Raw genomic sequence first — 16574 nt, 5'->3', positions numbered from 1 at the left:
GAGAGGTCGAAACCGCCCCCGGAAAGCTTGGGATTACCGGGCGGCGGCGAGCGGGACGACGTTGTGCAACGTCTCGTCCGCGGTTTCAAGGAAGCGCCGGATCGAACGGGCGGCCTGCCTGATGCGGTGTTCGTTCTCGACCAGAGCGATGCGCACATATTCGTCGCCGTGCTCGCCGAAACCGATGCCGGGGGCGACCGCGACCGAGGCCTTCTCGACGAGGAGCTTCGAGAATTCGAGGCTCCCGAGCGGGCGGAACTTCTCCGGGATCGGGGCCCAGGCGAACATCGAGGCCCTGGGGCTCGGCACCGGGAATCCCGCGCGGCCGAACGAATCGACCATCACGTCGCGCCGCTTCTTGTAGATGTCGCGCATCTCCGCGATGCAGTCGTCCGGCCCGTTGAGCGCGGCGGACGCCGCAACCTGGATCGGGGTGTAGGCGCCGTAGTCGAGATAGGACTTCACCCGCGCGAGCGCCGCGATGAGCCTCTCGTTGCCGACCGCGAAGCCCACGCGCCAGCCCGGCATCGAATAGGTCTTCGAGAGCGAGGTGAACTCCACCGCGACGTCGATCGCGCCCGGCACCTGCAGGATCGAGGGCGGCGGCACGTCGTCGAAATAGATCTCGGAATAGGCGAGATCCGACAGCACGAAGAGATCGTGCTGCTTCGCGAAGCGGATGACGTCCTTGTAGAAGTCGAGGTCGGCGACCTCGGCCGTCGGGTTCGACGGATAGCAGGTGATGATCGCGATCGGCTTCGGGATCGAGTGGATCACCGCGCGCTCGAGCGCATAGAAGTATTCCGGCCCCGGCGTCGCCGGCACGTTCCGGATGACGCCGCCCGCCATCAGGAAGCCGAAGGCGTGGATCGGGTAGCTCGGGTTCGGCGCGAGCACGACGTCGCCCGGCGCCGTGATGGCCTGCGCCATATTGGCGAAGCCTTCCTTCGAGCCGAGCGTCGCGACCACCTGCGTGTCCGGATTGAGCTTCACGCCGAAGCGGCGCTCGTAATAGGCGGCCTGCGCGCGGCGAAGGCCCGGAATGCCCTTGGAGGCCGAATAGCGGTTCGTGCGCGGCTTGGTCACCGCCTCGACCAGCTTGGCGTTGATGTGGTCCGGGGTCGGAAGGTCCGGATTGCCCATGCCGAGATCGATGATGTCGGCGCCGGCCTTGCGGGCGGCGGCCTTCACGCGGTTGACCTGCTCGAAGACGTAAGGCGGAAGCCGGCGGACTGAGTGAAATTCGGTCATGGCGCTGTTCGATGGTTCAAGGCGGCGGCTCTCGGGGAGAACGTCCGGCCGCGCCCGAATCTTGAGGGCTTTAGCTTACCGCGAAGTTGCGGGCAAACATGAGGCGGACGGCGAAACGCGTCGCCGATCGCCATAGCGAAGCGTTTACGCTGATGCCAAAAAACAACGCCAAGCTTTGCAGCCGTTCGTCAAATCGAAAGGGCTGAAAATTAGACGAAGAGATGACGCGTCAGAACCGTAGAAACGGAAGGATCCCGTGATGGCCCATGTCGTTCTGAAGGGTGGCTTCAGCGCTTATCTCGATTTTGGCGCGCCGAAGGGCTCCGTTTCGGAAACCGGCAAGGGACTGTCGTGGAAAGCCGCCTACGGCGACGAGGCGATCAAGATCAAGACGGTAGGCGGCGAAATCGACCCGAAGACGGGCGAGGTCTCCGGTTCGATCAGCGCCTACACGATCTATGACGCCGACGGGAAGGCGCTCTTCACGATCAAGGGCCTCGACGTTCCCGCCGCGCTTCTCCTGAAGGGCGGAACGGAGGCCTTCTACGACCTGATCTCGGCCGGCGACGACCTCTTCGAGGGCGGCAAGGGCGACGACGACCTGCGCACCGGCGCGGGCGACGACACGCTGCGCGGCGGCGCCGGCGACGACACGCTCTTCGGCGGCGCGGGCTCCGACCTTATCGACGGCGGCGAAGGCCGCGACCTTGCGAACTTCTCGGACCAGACCCAGGGCGGCGACGTCAACCTCTCGACCGGACTGGCCACCTTCGGCGAAGACGTCGACACGCTGGTCTCGATCGAGGACGTGGTCGGCTCCTCGTTCAGCGACCTCATCGTCGGCAGCACCGGCGACAACATGCTTTCGGGCGGGGCCGGCGACGACTCGCTCTTTGGCGGCGGCGGCCGCGACGAGCTGTTCGGCGGGTCGGGCGACGACGTGATGTTCGGCGGCAAGCACGCCGATCTCGTCAGCGGCGGCGAAGGCGACGACTATCTCGCGGGCGAAAGCGGGAACGACGTGCTCCTCGGCGGGACCGGCTCGGACACGCTCGACGGCGGCTCCGGGAACGACGCGCTCAAGGGCGGCAAGGGCGACGACGTCCTGATCGGCGGCAAGGGGAACGACACGCTCGAAGGCGGTTCCGGCCAGAACGGACTCGACGGCGGCGCCGGAAACGACGTCTTCATCTTCACGAACGGCCGCGACTACGTCACGACCGGCTCGGGGTCCGACGTCCTCCTCGTGTCGCGCGGCGGCGCGCAGGTTCAGGTGTCGGATTTCGAGCTCGGCGTCGACCACGTCGCGATCGACGTGAAGAACCCTGGCGCGACCTCGATCGACGCCGTGATCGCGTCCGGCGACCTCAAGATCTCGGGCGAAGACGGTTTCACCGTCATCACCTTCGGCAAGACCGAGATCGTGCTGAACGGCGTCGACGTCGACGATTTCTCCAAGGACGACCTCTCGCTCGTCTGAGCGAGGCCGCCCGCGAAATCAGCGCCGCTGGGCCTTGCGCGCCTCGAGCTCGGCCCGCAGCCGCCGCTGCTCCTCGGGCGACTTCAGCGTCCGCCCGCCGTCGCCCGGCGTGCTGTTGAGATCTGGATAGGCGACATGCTCGGGCGGCGGCGGCAGGCCGCGGTCGCCCTTCGGTCCGTAAGCGCTGCAGGCGCCGAGCGACGCTGCGGCGGCGAGGACCGCCGCGGCGAGGACGGCTTTCCGGAACTCGATCATCGGGCGCTCTCGGCAGGGCGGACGGGCGGGACGTTCTTTTTGCCGAGACGGACGAACCGCCTCGACCGTGGCGCGACGCGCCGCTTGCGCCTATTGTCACGGAGCGACGTCACGAAGCAACCCGCGGACCGGCCGATCACGATCTCCGTCTGTCGCAACCGCGGGATTCCTGTTGGGGAGGACCGCGTCCTATGGGCCGAAGCGCGCTGAAACGGCGCCCGGAACCTGTCGAAGGCGAAGCGCCGAAGCCGGAGACGGCCAAGCCTTCGACCAAGACGCGCGCCCGCGCCGCCGCCAAGCCGGCTCCCGCCGCGCCGGACAAGCCGGCCGCCCGCAAGCGCTCCGCAAAGCCCAAAGCGGCGGCGACGAAGCCCGAGCCCCAGGCGGCCAAGCCCAAGGCTTCCGCCTCCGAGCCCAAGACCGCAGCGGCTGCGAAGCCTGCAGCTCCCGCCAAGACCCGTTCCGCCGCGCCGAAGGCGAAGCCGGCCGCCAAGGCCGAAAAGCCCTCCGGGGCGGCCAAGCCCTCGCCGAAGCGTGGCGCCGGCAAACCTGCGGAAGCGAAAGCCGAATCGACGCGCCCCGCGCCGGCCGCCGCCCCGCAGCCGGAAAAACCTTCGGCCGCGTCCGCGCGCCCTTCTGGCGCGGGCCAGGACGCCGGCGACGGCGCGCCCGCAAACCCCTTCCTCACGCCCGAGGTCGAGGCCTTTGCGGCCAACATGGCGCGGCTCTGGGAGGAAGGCGGCAAGGCGATGTCCGCCTATATGCGCCCGCGCGAAAGCGGGCGACGTCCCCCGACGCCGAACAACGCCGAGGTCGTCGACATCGCCCGCACGCTCGGACAGGTGGTCGAGCGGTGGATGAAGGATCCGACCCGCGTCGCCGAAGCGCAGCGGGCGTTCACGAGCGGCTTCATGGAGCTGTGGGCGGGAACGCTCAAGCGTCTTTCGGGCGAGGAGGCCGAGCCGGTCGTCCGGCCCGATCCCAAGGACAACCGCTTCAAGGACCCGCAGTGGAGCGAGCATCCGGTCTTCGACTTCCTGAAGCAGGCCTATCTGCACGCCTCGAACTGGGCCGACCGCATGGTCGAGGAAGCCGACGACCTCGACCCAATCACGCGCCACAAGGCGACGTTCTACGTGAAGCTGCTCTCGGGCGCGGCTTCGCCGTCGAACTTCCTGCCCACCAATCCGGAGCTCATCCGCGAGACCATCACATCGAAGGGCGAGAATCTCGTGCGCGGCATGCGGATGCTCGCCGAGGACATCGACGCCGGCGCGGGCGACCTTCGAATCCGCCAGACCGACCCCTCCAACTTCGAAGTCGGCCGCAACCTCGCGGTGACGCCCGGCAAGGTCGTGTTCCGCAACCACCTGTTCGAGCTGATCCAATACGCCCCGACCACCGAGATGGCCCGCACGCGCCCGCTCGTGATCGTGCCGCCCTGGATCAACAAGTTCTATGTGCTCGATCTGACCCCCGAGAAGAGCATGATCGCCTGGGCGGTGTCGCAAGGCCTCACGGTGTTCTGCATCTCGTGGGTCAATCCCGACTCTAGCCACGCAAGGCTCGGCTTCGACGACTACATGCGCGACGGCGTCATGACCGCGGTCGACGTCGCGCGCGAGATCTGCGGAACCGAACAGGCCGACACCATCGGCTATTGCGTCGGCGGCACGCTCCTTTCGGTGACGCTCGCCTATATGGCGGCGGCCGGGGACGACCGCATCGCGTCGGCCACGCTCATGACCACGCAGGTCGACTTCACCCATGCGGGCGACCTGAAGGTGTTCGTCGATGAGGACCAGATCTCGGCCGTCGAGGCCAAGATGGCCGAGTCAGGCTATCTCGAAGGCTCGAGCATGGCCAACGCCTTCAACATGATCCGCTCGAACGACATGGTCTGGCCCTATGTCGTGAACAACTACCTGCGCGGGCGCGCGCCGTTCCCGTTCGACCTGCTCTACTGGAACTCGGACGCGACCCGGATGCCGGCCGCCAACCACTCGTTCTACCTGCGCGGCTGCTACCTCAACAACGATCTCGCCCATCGCCGCATGAAGGTCGGCGGCGAGCTGCTCGATCTCAGCAAGGTCAAGATCCCGGTCTATCACCTCGCGACGCGCGAGGATCACATCGCGCCGGCGAAGTCGGTGTTTTTGGGCGCGCAGCTGTTCGGCGGGCCGACCCGCTTCGTGCTCGCGGGCTCGGGCCACATCGCGGGCGTGGTCAATCCGCCGGCCAAGATGAAGTACCAGCACTGGGTCGGCGGCGACGTGAAGGGCGAGCTGTCGCACTGGCTCGACGGCGCCGAGGAGCGGCCGGGCTCGTGGTGGCCCGACTGGCGCGCCTGGCTCGCCGCGATGGACGCGACGATGGTTCCCGCGCGCACGCCGGGCGACGGCCCCTACCCCGCGCTGGAAGACGCGCCGGGGAGCTATGTGAAGGTGAAGAGCTGACCGGCGGCGTGTCCGTCCGCCGTCAGACCACGCCCGCCAGGATCTTGTCGCGGGCGGCCTGCGCCAGAAATGCGGAGCGCGTGAGGCCGCGCGCCTCGGCCGCGGCGTCGATCTGCTCGACAAGGTCACGTTCGATCGAGACGTTCACCCGCACCGTCCGGCCCCCATCGGCGAGAAGCGGCACGACGATCGCCGCGGCTCCGGCCGCGATCGCGGCTCGCACGTCCGCCGAGTTGATCACCTCGTCATAGGCGCGCGGTTCCGGCGTCGGCATCCCGGCCGTCTGAAGCGCCTCGACGTGATGGCGAAGCGCCCGTCCGGCCGCGCTGATGACGTCCTCGAACTCGTCGGCCGCCCCATAGGCTCCGGGCGCGTCCGGGAACCACACCCCAAAGGCGCTGTCCTCGTCCTTCTCGATGACGCCGACGAAGTATCGCTTAGCGTTCATGCATCCTCCGCGGCGCTCATGTCCGCCATCCGGCGTCCCGATAGATCCGGCGGACGAGGCCGACGGGCAGGTCCTTGCGCGGATGCGGCACCGTGATCAGCAGCGGGTTGGACGTATGCTTGAACGTCTGATGGCTGCCGTCCTGCGAAACAGGCGTCCAGCCGTCCGCTTTCAGCAGCGCAATGAGCTTTCGACTGTTTCGCTCCACATCGCCGCCCGATCATTCGTGTGTAACAATATACACACTCAGAACCGCGACGCCAAGCGGCTCACGGGAAGATCGCGAGCTGCCCGAGGCCTTCGGTCGCCTCGAACCCCGCCACGAGGTTCATGTTCTGAACCGCCTGACCCGACGCGCCCTTGACGAGGTTGTCGAGCGTCGAGACCACGATGGCGCGGTCCGGGCCGCGATCCGCCACCACGCCGAGCTGGACGTTGTTCGACCCGCGCACATGCCGCGACTGCGGCGCCTTGCCGAAGGGCAGCACCTTCACGAACGGCTCGCCGTAATAGGCGGCCTCGAGCGCCGCATGCAGCGCTTCCGCCGTCGCGCCGGCCGCGAGCGTCGCGGTGATGGTGGCGTAGATGCCGCGGTTCATCGGGATCAGCAGCGGCGTGAAGGTCGCGCGCGCGGTGCGGCCCGCGGCCTTGTCGAATTCCTGGTCGAGCTCGGCGGTGTGCCGGTGCTTGCCGACGCCATAGGCGTGCACGCCCTCGGAGACTTCCGAGAACAGCATCTCCTCCTTGGCCGCCCTGCCCGCCCCCGACATGCCCGTCGCCGAGACGATCGAAATCAGGTCCGGCTCGATCAGCCGCTCGCGCAGCAGCGGGACCAGCGGCAGGATCGAGGTCGTGGAGTGGCAGCCGGGATTGGCCACCAGCTTCGCGCCCTTGATCTGGTCGCGATAGAGCTCGCTGACGCCGAACACCGCGTCTTTCTGGAGCTCCAGCGCCTGATGCGGGTGGCCGTACCAGGTCGCGTAGGCCTCAGGATCGGCGAGGCGGAAATCGGCCGAAAGGTCCACCACCTTGATCGAGGGCTTCTTGGCGAAGAGATCCGCGATCACCTGTTGGGTGGTGCCGTGCGGCAGCGCGCAGAAGACGAGATCGATCGCTGCGAGATCGACCTCGGCGATGGTTGTGAGCCGCGGCAGATCGAGCGCGGCGAATTGCGGGAAGACGTCCGCCATCGCCTGGCCGGCCTTGCGGTCGGCGGTGAGCGCCTTGAGCGCGACCTTCGGATGGCGCGCGAGCAGACGCACGAGCTCCGAGCCGGTGTAGCCCGAGGCGCCGAGGATCGCGACGTTCAGAAGGTCGGTCATGATCGTTCCTGCTTCGCCGTCATCCCGGCCGCTGCGAAGCGGAGAGCCGGGATCGTTCTCAATGGTGGGCGCATCTCATAGACGCGCTTCATCCGGATGACGATCCCGGATCGGCCTGCCGGCCGTCCGGGCTGACGCTTCGGATCAGATCTCCACGACCACGCGGCCCCGGACCTTGCCGTCGATGATGGCGTTGGCGGTCGGCACGATCTCGTCGAACGAGATCGTCTTGGTGATCGAGGCGAGCTTCTCGCGATCAAGATCCCTGGCGAGCCGTCCCCAGGCCTCGATGCGGATGGGTTTGGGCACCGTCACGCTGTTGACGCCGAGCAGCGAGACGCCGCGCAGGATAAAGGGCGCGACCGAGGTCGGCAGGTCCATGCCGGCCGCAAGCCCGCAGGCCGCGACCGCGCCGCCGGACTTGGTCTGCGCGATGGCGTTGGCGAGCGGCACGGAGCCCACCGAATCCACCACGCCGGCGTACTTCTCCTTCTGCAGCGGCTTTCCAGGCGCTGCGAGTTCGTCGCGATGGATGATCTCGCTCGCGCCGAGCGCCTTCAGCCAGTCGCCCTCTTCCGGTCGGCCCGTCGAGGCGACGGTGTGGTAGCCGAGCTTGGCGAGCAGCGCGATCGCCACCGACCCGACGCCGCCGGCCGCGCCCGTCACGAGCACCGGCCCGCGCTCGGGCGTCACGCCGTGGCGCTCAAGCGCCATCACGCAGAGCATCGAGGTGTAGCCGGCGGTTCCCACCGCCATGGCGTCGGCGGCCGACAGCCCGTCGACGAGCGGCACCAGCCAGTCGCCCTTCACCCGCGCGCATTCGGCGTAGCCGCCGAGATGGGTCTCGCCGACGCCCCAGCCGTTCAGCACCACCTCGTCGCCGGCCTTGTACTCGGGGCTTTCGGAGGCCGTCACCACGCCCGCGAAGTCGATGCCCGGGATCATGGGGAAGCGGCGCACCACCGGCGACTTTCCGGTGATGGCGAGGCCGTCCTTGTAGTTCACCGTCGAGTGAGTGACGCGCACCACGACGTCGCCTTCCATCAGTTCGCTTTCGGGGAAGTCGACGACGGACACGGTCTGGCCGTCGTCGGTCTTGTCGATGCGAAGCGCGCGGAAGGCGGACATTTGGGCTCCGGAGGAAAGGTTTCGGATGGGCCGCTAGATAGGCGCCGCGGCGGGAAATTCAGCCCGCGGCCAGTGAATGGCCGTCATCCCGGCCGAGCGGAGCGAAAGCCGGGATCGTTTTCCGGAGAATAGCCCGAACCTCAGTCGTCATCCTCCGGCGAGCCGCCATCGGGACGCGATCCCGGCTTGGGCTTCGGGCCGTCCGGGATGACGCCCCAGCGCCCCCTCCCCGCCTTCACGCCGTCGCCGGGCGCTCCACTGCGCGCTCGCGGATCGGCAGGTTGACCAGCGCCGACATGATCGAGAGCGCGATCGCGATCTTCCAGATCAGGTCGTAGTTCCCATAGGCCTCGTAGAGCTCGCCGCCGAGCCAGACGCCCATGAACGAGCCGATCTGGTGGCTGAGGAACACCACGCCGTAGAGCATCGTCATGTAGCGCGTGCCGAACATCGTCGCGACGAGGCCCGAGGTCGGCGGGATGGTGGAGAGCCAGAGCAGGCCGATGCCGGCGCCGAAGATGAGCGCCGTCGTGGGCGTCACCGGCAGGGCGATGAAGCCCGCGATCAGGATCGCGCGGGCGAAATAGATCGCCGCCAGGATGTGGCGCTTCGGCATGCGGCCGGAGAGAACGCCGGACGACAGCGAACCCGCGATGTTGAACAGCCCTATCAGCGCCAGCGCCCAACCGCCGACCTGGGGGCTGATGCCCTGGTCGATCAGGAACGGCGGCAGATGCGCGGTGATGAAGGCGAGATGGAAGCCGCAGGTGAAGAAGCCGATCACCAGGAGCCAGTAGCTCGGCGTCGCGAAGGCCTCGCGCAGCGCCTCGCCGATCGTCTGGTCGCGGACCGTCACAGACGCGTCCGCCACCGGCCGGGTCGCAAGCGGGATCGAGAGCGGCAGGACGAGCAGCATCAGGCCGGCGAAGATCAGCACCGTGGTCTGCCAGCCATAGGCGCCGACGAGCGTCGAGGCGAGCGGCGTGAACAGGAACTGGCCGAAGGAGCCGGCCGCCGTCCCGAAGCCGAAGCCGAGCGTGCGCCATTCGGCCGGCAGCAGCTTCCCGAAGGCCCCGATGACGATCGAGAACGAAGCGCCGGAGAGCGCGAAGCCGATCAGGACGCCGGCCGACAGATGCATCGCGCCCGGCGCGCTCGACAGCGGCATGAGCGCGAGGCCCGCGGCGTAGAGCAGCCCGCCGACGATCAGCACGGGCCGCGCGCCGTAACGGTCGGCGAAGCCGCCGGCGAAGGGCTGGCCCACGCCCCAGAGCAGGTTCTGGATCGCGAAGGAGAGCGCGAAGACGTCGCGGCCCCAGCCGTTGGTCTCCGAGATCGGCGTCAGCAGCAGGCCCGCGGTCGCGCGCGGGCCGAAGGTCAGGCACGCGATGGCGCAGCCGCAGAAAATGATCAGCGGCAGGCTCGTGGCGGCTGCGGGCCGCGCGGCGGGCGTCTGGGACATGGGGCCTCCCGAAAATCGGAAGGCAATCTAGCGGCCGCCGCGCGCTTTCGCCCATGAAAAGGCGTCATGCGTCGGATCGCTGCGGCGAATGCCGGCGCGAGCGAGATCGAAGGCGTCGGACCCCGGAGGGCGCCGGTCCGCCTCGATCAGTTCTCCAGCTCTTCGCCCGACACGCTGCAGCTCGCGGCGACCGGCGGCGCGTTGAGCCGCGAGATCTGGATCGCGGGGCGCCAGTTGTTCGGGATGACCCAGAGCGTGTCGACCAGGAAGTTGAGGACGATCTGGCCGGGGCCGGCGAATTCGGACTGCATCGGGGCGAGGTACTGGCCGGCGATGAAGTTCTTCTGGTTGTCCGACAGCCGGCCGAGCACCGCGCCGGTGACCTCCTTCGAGGGCGAGCCGCCTTCCGAGGTCAGGATCGTGCAGGAGGCCTTCATCACTTTCAGCGGCCCGCGCGTCATCGTGCTGAAGGCGACCGTGCAGGGCGTCGAGTCGGAGGTGTCGCAGCTGTTGGTCGCGAACTGCTGATAATGCGAGCCGAAGCGTTGCGGCTGGCCGATCGTCTGGGCGTCCGCCCGCCCGCCGAACGCTCCGAAAGCCGCGACGGCGGCGGCCGCCAAGGCGAGCGCCGAAACCTGTCGATTTTCTGTCATGACGCCGGCTTCCTCATGAGCTTCCACGACGACGTCGGAGCTCTTGAGGCCGATACTCTCCGGAATTCTTAGTCCGGCGTATCCGCATGACTACGTAGGCCGTTGGTCGTCGCGCCGGGCGGACGGTCGTGGCCGCGTCACGATTTCGACCTCATGACATTTCTTTGTCGTCCGCCCTTCAAATCCGCTTCGATCCCAACTATCATAGTTATGCTCAGAACGAGCATATGGTTCGGTTGATCATTGGAGGACGCCATGTCCCCGCTCGCCGCCTCTCAGCTTTCCGCCCTCTCGCCGGCCGCGCCAGCGCCGCGAAGGTTTCAGCCTGTGGCGATGCCGTCGCTTGAATGGACGCCGGAGGTGGAGGCCGCCACCGCGCATCTCTACGAGCGCGTCAAAACCGTCGTGCCGCCCGTCGAGTGGCCGTTCTTCGCCCCGTACGTGAAGGCGATCAACGAGCTGAAGAAGGTCCGCAACGCCGTCATTCTGGCCCACAACTACCAGACGCCGGAAATCTACAACTGCGTCGCGGACGTGGTCGGCGACAGTTTCGCGCTCGCCCGCGAGGCGACCAAGACCGACGCCGACGTGATCGTGCAGTGCGGCGTGCACTTCATGGCCGAGACGTCGAAGATCCTGAACCCGAACAAGACGGTTCTCATCCCCGACAGCCGCGCCGGCTGCTCGCTCGCGACCTCGATCACCGCCGAGGACGTCCGCGAACTGCGTCGCCGCCACCCCGGCGTTCCGGTCGCCGTGTATGTCAACACCACGGCGGAAGTGAAGGCCGAGGCCGACATCTGCCTCACCTCCGGCAACGCCGTTGAGGTGGTGGAGTCGCTTGGGAGCCCCGAGGTGATGGTGCTTCCGGATCAGTATCTCGCGATGTGGATCGCCACCCAGACCAAGGTGAAGATCATCACCTGGCACGGCGCCTGCGAGGTGCACGAGCGCTTTACCGGCGCGGAGCTGCGCTCCTATCGCGAGGCCGATCCGGACGTCACGATCCTGGCCCATCCGGAATGCCCGCCGGACGTGATCGCCGAGGCCGACTTCACCGGCTCGACCGCCAAGCTCGCCGACTTCGTGAAGCTTCAGAAGCCGAAGAAGGTCGTGCTCGTGACCGAGTGCTCGATGGCCGACAACATCATGTCGGAATCGCCCGAGACCGAGTTCGTGAAGCCCTGCAACCTCTGCCCGCACATGAAACGGATCACGTTGCCAAAGATCCTCGAGTCTCTCGTGCATATGCGCGAAGAGATCATCGTCGATCCCGCGGTCGCCGACCGCGCCCGGCTCAGCGTCGAGCGGATGGTCAATCTGAAGATCTGAGGCGGGAGGCGTTTCGGAGCAGCGAACCGCCTGCTTCGAGACGCCTGCTCCGCAGGCTCCCCGGCTTGAGGAGCGATCGGCGCTCCATGACCGGCCCGCGATTCGAAGCCTCAGCGACCCCCATGCTCAGGAGCCGGCCGCAAGGCCGCCGTCTCGAAGCACGCAGTTCGCTCCCGCAGCTTGAAGCGGAGTAGGACACCAATGACCGACGCCCCTTCCCTCGTCTCTCCCGACGACTTCGCGCCCCAGTCCTGGGCGGGCGCGGACGACGTCGTCATCATCGGCGGCGGGCTCGCGGGCCTGTTCTGCGCGCTGAAGCTCGCCCCCCGTCCCGTCACCATCCTGACCGCCGCTCGGCTCGGCGACGGCGCCTCGTCCGCCTGGGCGCAAGGCGGGATCGCGGCCGCCGTCGGCCTCGGCGACAGCGCCGAAGCGCACGCCGCCGACACGATCGCGGCCGGCGCCGGCATCGTCGACGAGGCGATCGCCCGGCTCATGACCTCCGAGGCGCCTGCGCGGATCGCGGACCTGCTCTCCTACGGCGTCCCCTTCGACCGCGACCTCGAGGGCAAGCTGCTGCTCTCCCGCGAGGCCGCCCATTCCGAGCGCCGGATCGTGCGCGTCAACGGCGACCTCGCGGGCCGCGCCATCATGGCGGCGCTCGTCGCAGCGGTGCGCCGCACGCCGTCGATCCGCGTGCTCGAAGGCCTTGCGGCCGAGGAGCTTCTGGCGGAAGGCCGCTTCGTCACCGGCGTCGTCGCGCGGCCGGTCGGCCAGCCGCTCGCCAAGCCCGTGGCGGTCGCGGGCCGGTCCGTCGTGCTCGCCTCGGGCGGCGTCGGCCATCTCTACGCGGTCACCACCAACCCGCCGGAAGCGCGCGGCGCGGGTCTCGCCATGGCGGCGCGCGCGGGCGCGGCGCTCGCCGACCTCGAATTCGTGCAGTTTCACCCGACCGCGATCGCGATCGGGCGCGACCCTGCGCCGCTCGCGACCGAAGCGCTGCGCGGCGAAGGCGCGATCCTCGTCGACCCGGACGGGCGGCGCATCATGGACGGGTTGCACCCCGATCTCGACCTCGGCCCCCGCGACGTGGTGGCCCGCGGCGTCTACCAGGCCGCGCGCAACGGCGGCGCCTTCCTCGACGCCCGAGCGGCCGTCGGCGAACGCTTCGCGACGCGGTTCCCGACGGTCTACGCCGCCTGCATGTCGGCCGGCGTCGACCCGGCGCGCGAGCCGATCCCGGTCGCGCCCGCAGCGCACTACCACATGGGCGGCGTGTTGACCGACGCGAACGGCCGCACCTCGCTCGACGGGCTGTGGGCCTGCGGCGAGACCGCCTCGACCGGCGCGCATGGCGCGAACCGCCTCGCCTCCAATTCGCTGCTCGAGGCCGTGGTGTTCGGCGCGCGCATCGCGGAGGACATTTCGGGCATCGCGCCGCTCGCCCCGGCGCCGGCACGCGTGACGGGCGAGCGCGCGACGCTCGCCTCCGCCCCGGCCGACGACGGAGCCGCGGCGACGCTGCGCCGGACGATGACCGAGAATGTCGGCGTGGTGCGCGACGGCCCCCGGCTCGCCCGGGCGATCGAGACGATCGATCGCCTGCGCCGCGGAGCGCGCTCGGCCGACCTCGCCAACATGGCGACCGCCGCCCTGTTGATCGCGATCTCGGCGGAGCGGCGGCATGAGAGCCGCGGCGCGCATATGCGCTCGGACTTCGACGTTCCGCGCGAGGAGTGGCGGCGCCGCTCCACCATCACGCTCGGCGAGGCGCTCGACGCCCTCGGCGCGCCGGCCGCGGAGCTCGCCGCCTCGTGACCCGCCCCGCCCCGCTCGACCGGCTGTCGGTCGCCCGCGCGGTCGAAGCCGCGCTCGCCGAGGACCTCGGCCGCGCCGGCGACGTCACCAGCGCCGCCACCATTCCGGCCGACGCGCAGGCGCGCGTCGCGATCGTCGCGCGCACGCCTGGGCGGCTCGCCGGGCTGCAGCTCGCCGAAGCCGCCTTCGCATCTATCGAGCCGGCTATTCGCTTCGTCGCCGAGCGCTCTGACGGCGACCGCCTCGAGCCGGGTTCGGTCGTCGCGCGCATCGAGGGACCGGCCCGCGCGGTGCTGACCGGCGAGCGGACGGCGCTGAACTTCCTCGGACATCTGTCGGGCGTCGCGACCCTCACGGCCGTCTTCGCCGACAAGATCGCGCATACGGGCGCGAAGATCTGCGACACGCGCAAGACGACGCCCGGGCTCAGGGTGTTCGAGAAATACGCGGTGCGCTGCGGCGGCGGCCAGAACCACCGCTTCGGCCTCGACGACGCGATCCTCATCAAGGACAACCACATCGCGGTCGCGGGCGGCGTCGAGGCGGCGCTTCGGGCCGCCAAGGCCCAGATCGGGCACCTCGTGAAAATCGAGATCGAGGTCGACACGCTCGATCAGCTCGACCGCGTGATCTCGGAGGGCGCGGACGCCGTGCTGCTCGACAACATGGATCCCGCGACGCTGCGCGAGGCCGTCCGTCGGGTCGCCGGCCGCATGACGACGGAAGCGTCCGGCACCGTCTCGCTCGAGACCGTGGCGGCCATCGCTGAAGCCGGCGTCGACCTGATCTCGGTCGGGCGCATCACCCATTCGGCCCCGACCCTCGACCTCGGGCTAGACGTCGCGCTCGTCTGAGAGTTCGTCGATGTGCTCGTCCACGGCCGCGATGGCGCAGTCGAGGCGGCTGATCCCGAGATCGTCGGCGAGTTCGTCACGCGCGTAACGCATCATCGACCGGCAGAGCTTCAACCCGCGCAGGCGCGAACCGCGCCAGGGCGTCGCCGCAAACGCGCCATCCGGATCGAGAATGTCCGCGACGTCGGGCGCGACCGTCCGCGCCACGCCGACGATCTGCGAGACGAAGGCGTAAAACTGCTCGCTGGGCGCCGCGCGGCCCGCGCGCGTCCGTCCTCCCGACATGACATTTCCCTGCACCGCATTCGCAACCGGAGATAATCGTCATGGTCGCGACGGATGCAATCTGGAATCGGAGGAAATCCACCAGAGGCGACCTCTGGCCGCGCATCGCCGCATCCCTCGAGATTTGCGGTCGAGCCGTCGGTCACATGGGCTTTCCCGCATTCGGCGTCGCCACTCTTCAGCCGCGCAACCGCGTCATAGCGCGGGCGCCGGACCGTTCGGGCGCGGCAAGGGCGCGGGGTGGACGATGGGGGCGGCGGCGCGAGGGGGCGCGGCGGCGAAGCCGCGCTTGGTCAGCAGCTCGCGCCAGTAGTCCTCCTTGGCCGCGCCGCCGAGCGACTTCAGCTTCGTGGCCTCCTCCGCCTCGAGCGGCACCAGCTTGTAGCCGCGCGCGCGCAGGCAGGCGTAACGCTGGCTGAAGCGGTCCATCGGCGGAGAGGCCTCGCCGCCGATGCTGACCGATACGCCGCTGCGCTCGGCCTCCTCGGCGCAGGACATCTCGTCGATCTCGGCGTCGCTCGGGCCGGCGCCCGACCGCATCCAGACTTTTTCGCCGGCGCAGGCGGAGAGCGCCAGCGCAGCCGCCGCGACAGCCGCGATCCGACGCGCCCTCACGGCGCGATCCTCTTCCCTGCCCGCTTCCGCTCGGCGAGCAGGCCGAGATAGAGCTGCCCGAGATGGGCGGCGGCGAGCGAGGTCACGCCCGCATGGTCGTAGGGCGGCGACACCTCGACGACGTCGAAGCCCTTGAGGTCGAGCGCGCCGAGCCGCCTCAGGCACTGCAGCGCGAAGGCCGACGACACCCCGCCCGAGACCGGCGTGCCGGTGCCCGGCGCATAGGCCGGATCGAGGCAGTCGATGTCGAAGCTCACATAGACGGGCTGGTCCTCGACATGTCCCAGGATGCGGCTCGCGGTCGCCATCGGCCCGAGCTCGTCGGCGAGAAAGCCGTCGACGATCGAGATCCCGCAATCGGTCGGCGCATGGGTGCGGATGCCGATCTGGATCGAGCGCTCGGGGATGATCAGCCCGTCGCGCACCGCGCGGGTGATCATGGTGCCGTGGTCGATGCGGCTGCCGTCGTCGTCCCAGGTGTCCTGATGGGCGTCGAACTGGACGAGCGCGACCGGCCGGCCGAGCTTTTTCACCAGCGCCTTCAGCACAGGGTAGGTGAGGAAGTGGTCGCCGCCGAGCGTGACGAGATGGGCGCCGGCCGCATAGCGCTCGGCCGCCTGCGCCTCGATCGCGGCCGGCATCTGCTCGATGCGGCCGTAGTCGAGCGAGCAGTCGCCGGTGTCGACCACCGCGAGATCGCCAAAAATGTCGAAGCCGAACGGATAGGCCGGATCGCCGCACATGATGGTCGAGGCGTCGCGGATCGCGCGCGGTCCAAAACGCGTGCCCGGCCGGTTCGACACCGAAGTGTCGAGCGGCACGCCCCAGACCGCGACTTCGGCCCCCTCGGCGGACAGGGCGTAGGGGCGGCGCAGGAACGAAACGGCGCCGGCGTAGTTCGCCTCGCTCGACTCGCCGAAGCGGCGCTTGGGGTCCAGGGCGTCGTCGATCGGGCGGGGATGAAGCGGATCGGCGTTGAGGGCGGCCATCGAGGTCTCCGTCATCCCGGCCGAAGCGCAAGCGGAGAGCCGGGATCGTTCTGAAGGACGGGGCTCTGATAGCAGCGCCGCCGCCCCTTGTCCCGACCTCGAGCCGGGACAGTGAACCGAGACGGATCAAGGTCGGAACGCGAAGCGATCGAGCTCTCGCTTTCGGCCGCGTCGGTTCTGGGTTCCGGCTCAAGGCCGGAACAAGGATCTCGCGCCCCGTCCGGAA

Annotated in this window: 16 protein-coding genes; 5 read left to right on the top strand and 11 right to left on the bottom strand. The window is 69.0% G+C overall.

Annotated features, from left to right (window positions below; translation table 11 throughout):
- Positions 1-33: 33 nt before the first annotated feature.
- Positions 34-1251: an LL-diaminopimelate aminotransferase gene (locus tag ACFOWB_RS15050; RefSeq protein WP_261403016.1), complete on the bottom strand. Its 1218-nt coding sequence runs from the start codon at positions 1249-1251 to the stop codon at positions 34-36.
- Between the two features lie 259 nt (positions 1252-1510).
- On the opposite strand from ACFOWB_RS15050, the gene ACFOWB_RS15045 reads away from it, so the two are divergent.
- Positions 1511-2731, top strand: a complete 1221-nt coding sequence (locus ACFOWB_RS15045) for a calcium-binding protein (RefSeq protein ID WP_261403015.1) — start codon at positions 1511-1513, stop codon at positions 2729-2731.
- Positions 2732-2749: 18 nt separating this feature from the next.
- Here the strand turns inward: ACFOWB_RS15045 and ACFOWB_RS15040 are convergent, their stop codons facing one another.
- Positions 2750-2986: a hypothetical protein gene (locus ACFOWB_RS15040; protein ID WP_261403014.1), complete on the bottom strand. Its 237-nt coding sequence runs from the start codon at positions 2984-2986 to the stop codon at positions 2750-2752.
- 716 nt (positions 2987-3702) lie between these two features.
- Here ACFOWB_RS15040 and phaC point away from each other — a divergent pair.
- Positions 3703-5442: a class I poly(R)-hydroxyalkanoic acid synthase gene (gene phaC, locus ACFOWB_RS15035; RefSeq protein WP_378148813.1), complete on the top strand. Its 1740-nt coding sequence runs from the start codon at positions 3703-3705 to the stop codon at positions 5440-5442.
- A gap of 22 nt (positions 5443-5464) precedes the next feature.
- Here phaC and ACFOWB_RS15030 read toward each other — a convergent pair whose 3' ends face one another.
- The 6 genes from ACFOWB_RS15030 to ACFOWB_RS15005 form a co-directional block, all read right to left on the bottom strand.
- Positions 5465-5890 carry a type II toxin-antitoxin system HicB family antitoxin gene (locus ACFOWB_RS15030; RefSeq protein ID WP_261403013.1) on the bottom strand — a complete coding sequence of 142 codons (426 nt, stop codon included), beginning with the start codon at positions 5888-5890 and terminating at the stop codon, positions 5465-5467.
- A 16-nt stretch (positions 5891-5906) separates the two neighbouring features.
- Positions 5907-6098 carry a type II toxin-antitoxin system HicA family toxin gene (locus tag ACFOWB_RS15025; protein ID WP_261403012.1) on the bottom strand — a complete coding sequence of 64 codons (192 nt, stop codon included), beginning with the start codon at positions 6096-6098 and terminating at the stop codon, positions 5907-5909.
- Between the two features lie 61 nt (positions 6099-6159).
- Positions 6160-7212, bottom strand: a complete 1053-nt coding sequence (argC, locus tag ACFOWB_RS15020; protein ID WP_261403011.1) for an N-acetyl-gamma-glutamyl-phosphate reductase — start codon at positions 7210-7212, stop codon at positions 6160-6162.
- A 144-nt stretch (positions 7213-7356) separates the two neighbouring features.
- Positions 7357-8340: an acrylyl-CoA reductase (NADPH) gene (gene acuI, locus ACFOWB_RS15015; RefSeq protein ID WP_261403010.1), complete on the bottom strand. Its 984-nt coding sequence runs from the start codon at positions 8338-8340 to the stop codon at positions 7357-7359.
- A gap of 235 nt (positions 8341-8575) precedes the next feature.
- Positions 8576-9802 carry an MFS transporter gene (locus ACFOWB_RS15010; protein WP_261403009.1) on the bottom strand — a complete coding sequence of 409 codons (1227 nt, stop codon included), beginning with the start codon at positions 9800-9802 and terminating at the stop codon, positions 8576-8578.
- Between the two features lie 146 nt (positions 9803-9948).
- Entirely contained in the window at positions 9949-10455 is a 507-nt protein-coding gene (locus ACFOWB_RS15005) for a hypothetical protein (RefSeq protein ID WP_261403008.1), read from the bottom strand.
- A gap of 255 nt (positions 10456-10710) precedes the next feature.
- On the opposite strand from ACFOWB_RS15005, the gene nadA reads away from it, so the two are divergent.
- From nadA to nadC, 3 genes are all read left to right on the top strand, one after another.
- Entirely contained in the window at positions 10711-11787 is a 1077-nt protein-coding gene (gene nadA, locus ACFOWB_RS15000) for a quinolinate synthase NadA (protein WP_261403007.1), read from the top strand.
- Between the two features lie 201 nt (positions 11788-11988).
- On the top strand, positions 11989-13605 hold the full coding sequence (locus tag ACFOWB_RS14995; protein WP_378148052.1) for an L-aspartate oxidase: 1617 nt from the start codon (positions 11989-11991) through the stop codon (positions 13603-13605).
- The gene (nadC, locus tag ACFOWB_RS14990; protein ID WP_261403006.1) at positions 13602-14459 is read left to right on the top strand and encodes a carboxylating nicotinate-nucleotide diphosphorylase; all 858 of its coding nucleotides are present in this window, start codon (positions 13602-13604) and stop codon (positions 14457-14459) included. The genes ACFOWB_RS14995 and nadC overlap by 4 nt, the downstream gene beginning before the upstream one ends.
- Here nadC and ACFOWB_RS14985 read toward each other — a convergent pair.
- The 3 genes from ACFOWB_RS14985 to speB form a co-directional block, all read right to left on the bottom strand.
- Positions 14439-14744, bottom strand: coding sequence for a hypothetical protein (locus ACFOWB_RS14985; protein ID WP_261403005.1), 306 nt, complete (start codon positions 14742-14744; stop codon positions 14439-14441). The two genes, nadC and ACFOWB_RS14985, sit on opposite strands and share 21 nt — an antisense overlap.
- A gap of 195 nt (positions 14745-14939) precedes the next feature.
- On the bottom strand, positions 14940-15359 hold the full coding sequence (locus ACFOWB_RS14980; RefSeq protein WP_261403004.1) for a hypothetical protein: 420 nt from the start codon (positions 15357-15359) through the stop codon (positions 14940-14942).
- Positions 15356-16348 (bottom strand): agmatinase, encoded by a 993-nt coding sequence (speB, locus tag ACFOWB_RS14975; protein WP_261403003.1) that lies wholly within the window; start codon positions 16346-16348, stop codon positions 15356-15358. Before speB ends, ACFOWB_RS14980 begins: the two co-directional genes overlap by 4 nt.
- Positions 16349-16574 lie beyond the last annotated feature (226 nt).

Origin of the sequence: Chenggangzhangella methanolivorans (assembly GCF_042648545.1) — a bacterium.
GTDB classification, from domain to species: Bacteria; Pseudomonadota; Alphaproteobacteria; order Rhizobiales; family Methylopilaceae; genus Methylopila; species Methylopila methanolivorans.
The sequence above is the reverse complement of the archived record's forward strand: the minus strand, read 5'-3'. Positions and strand labels throughout refer to the sequence as shown.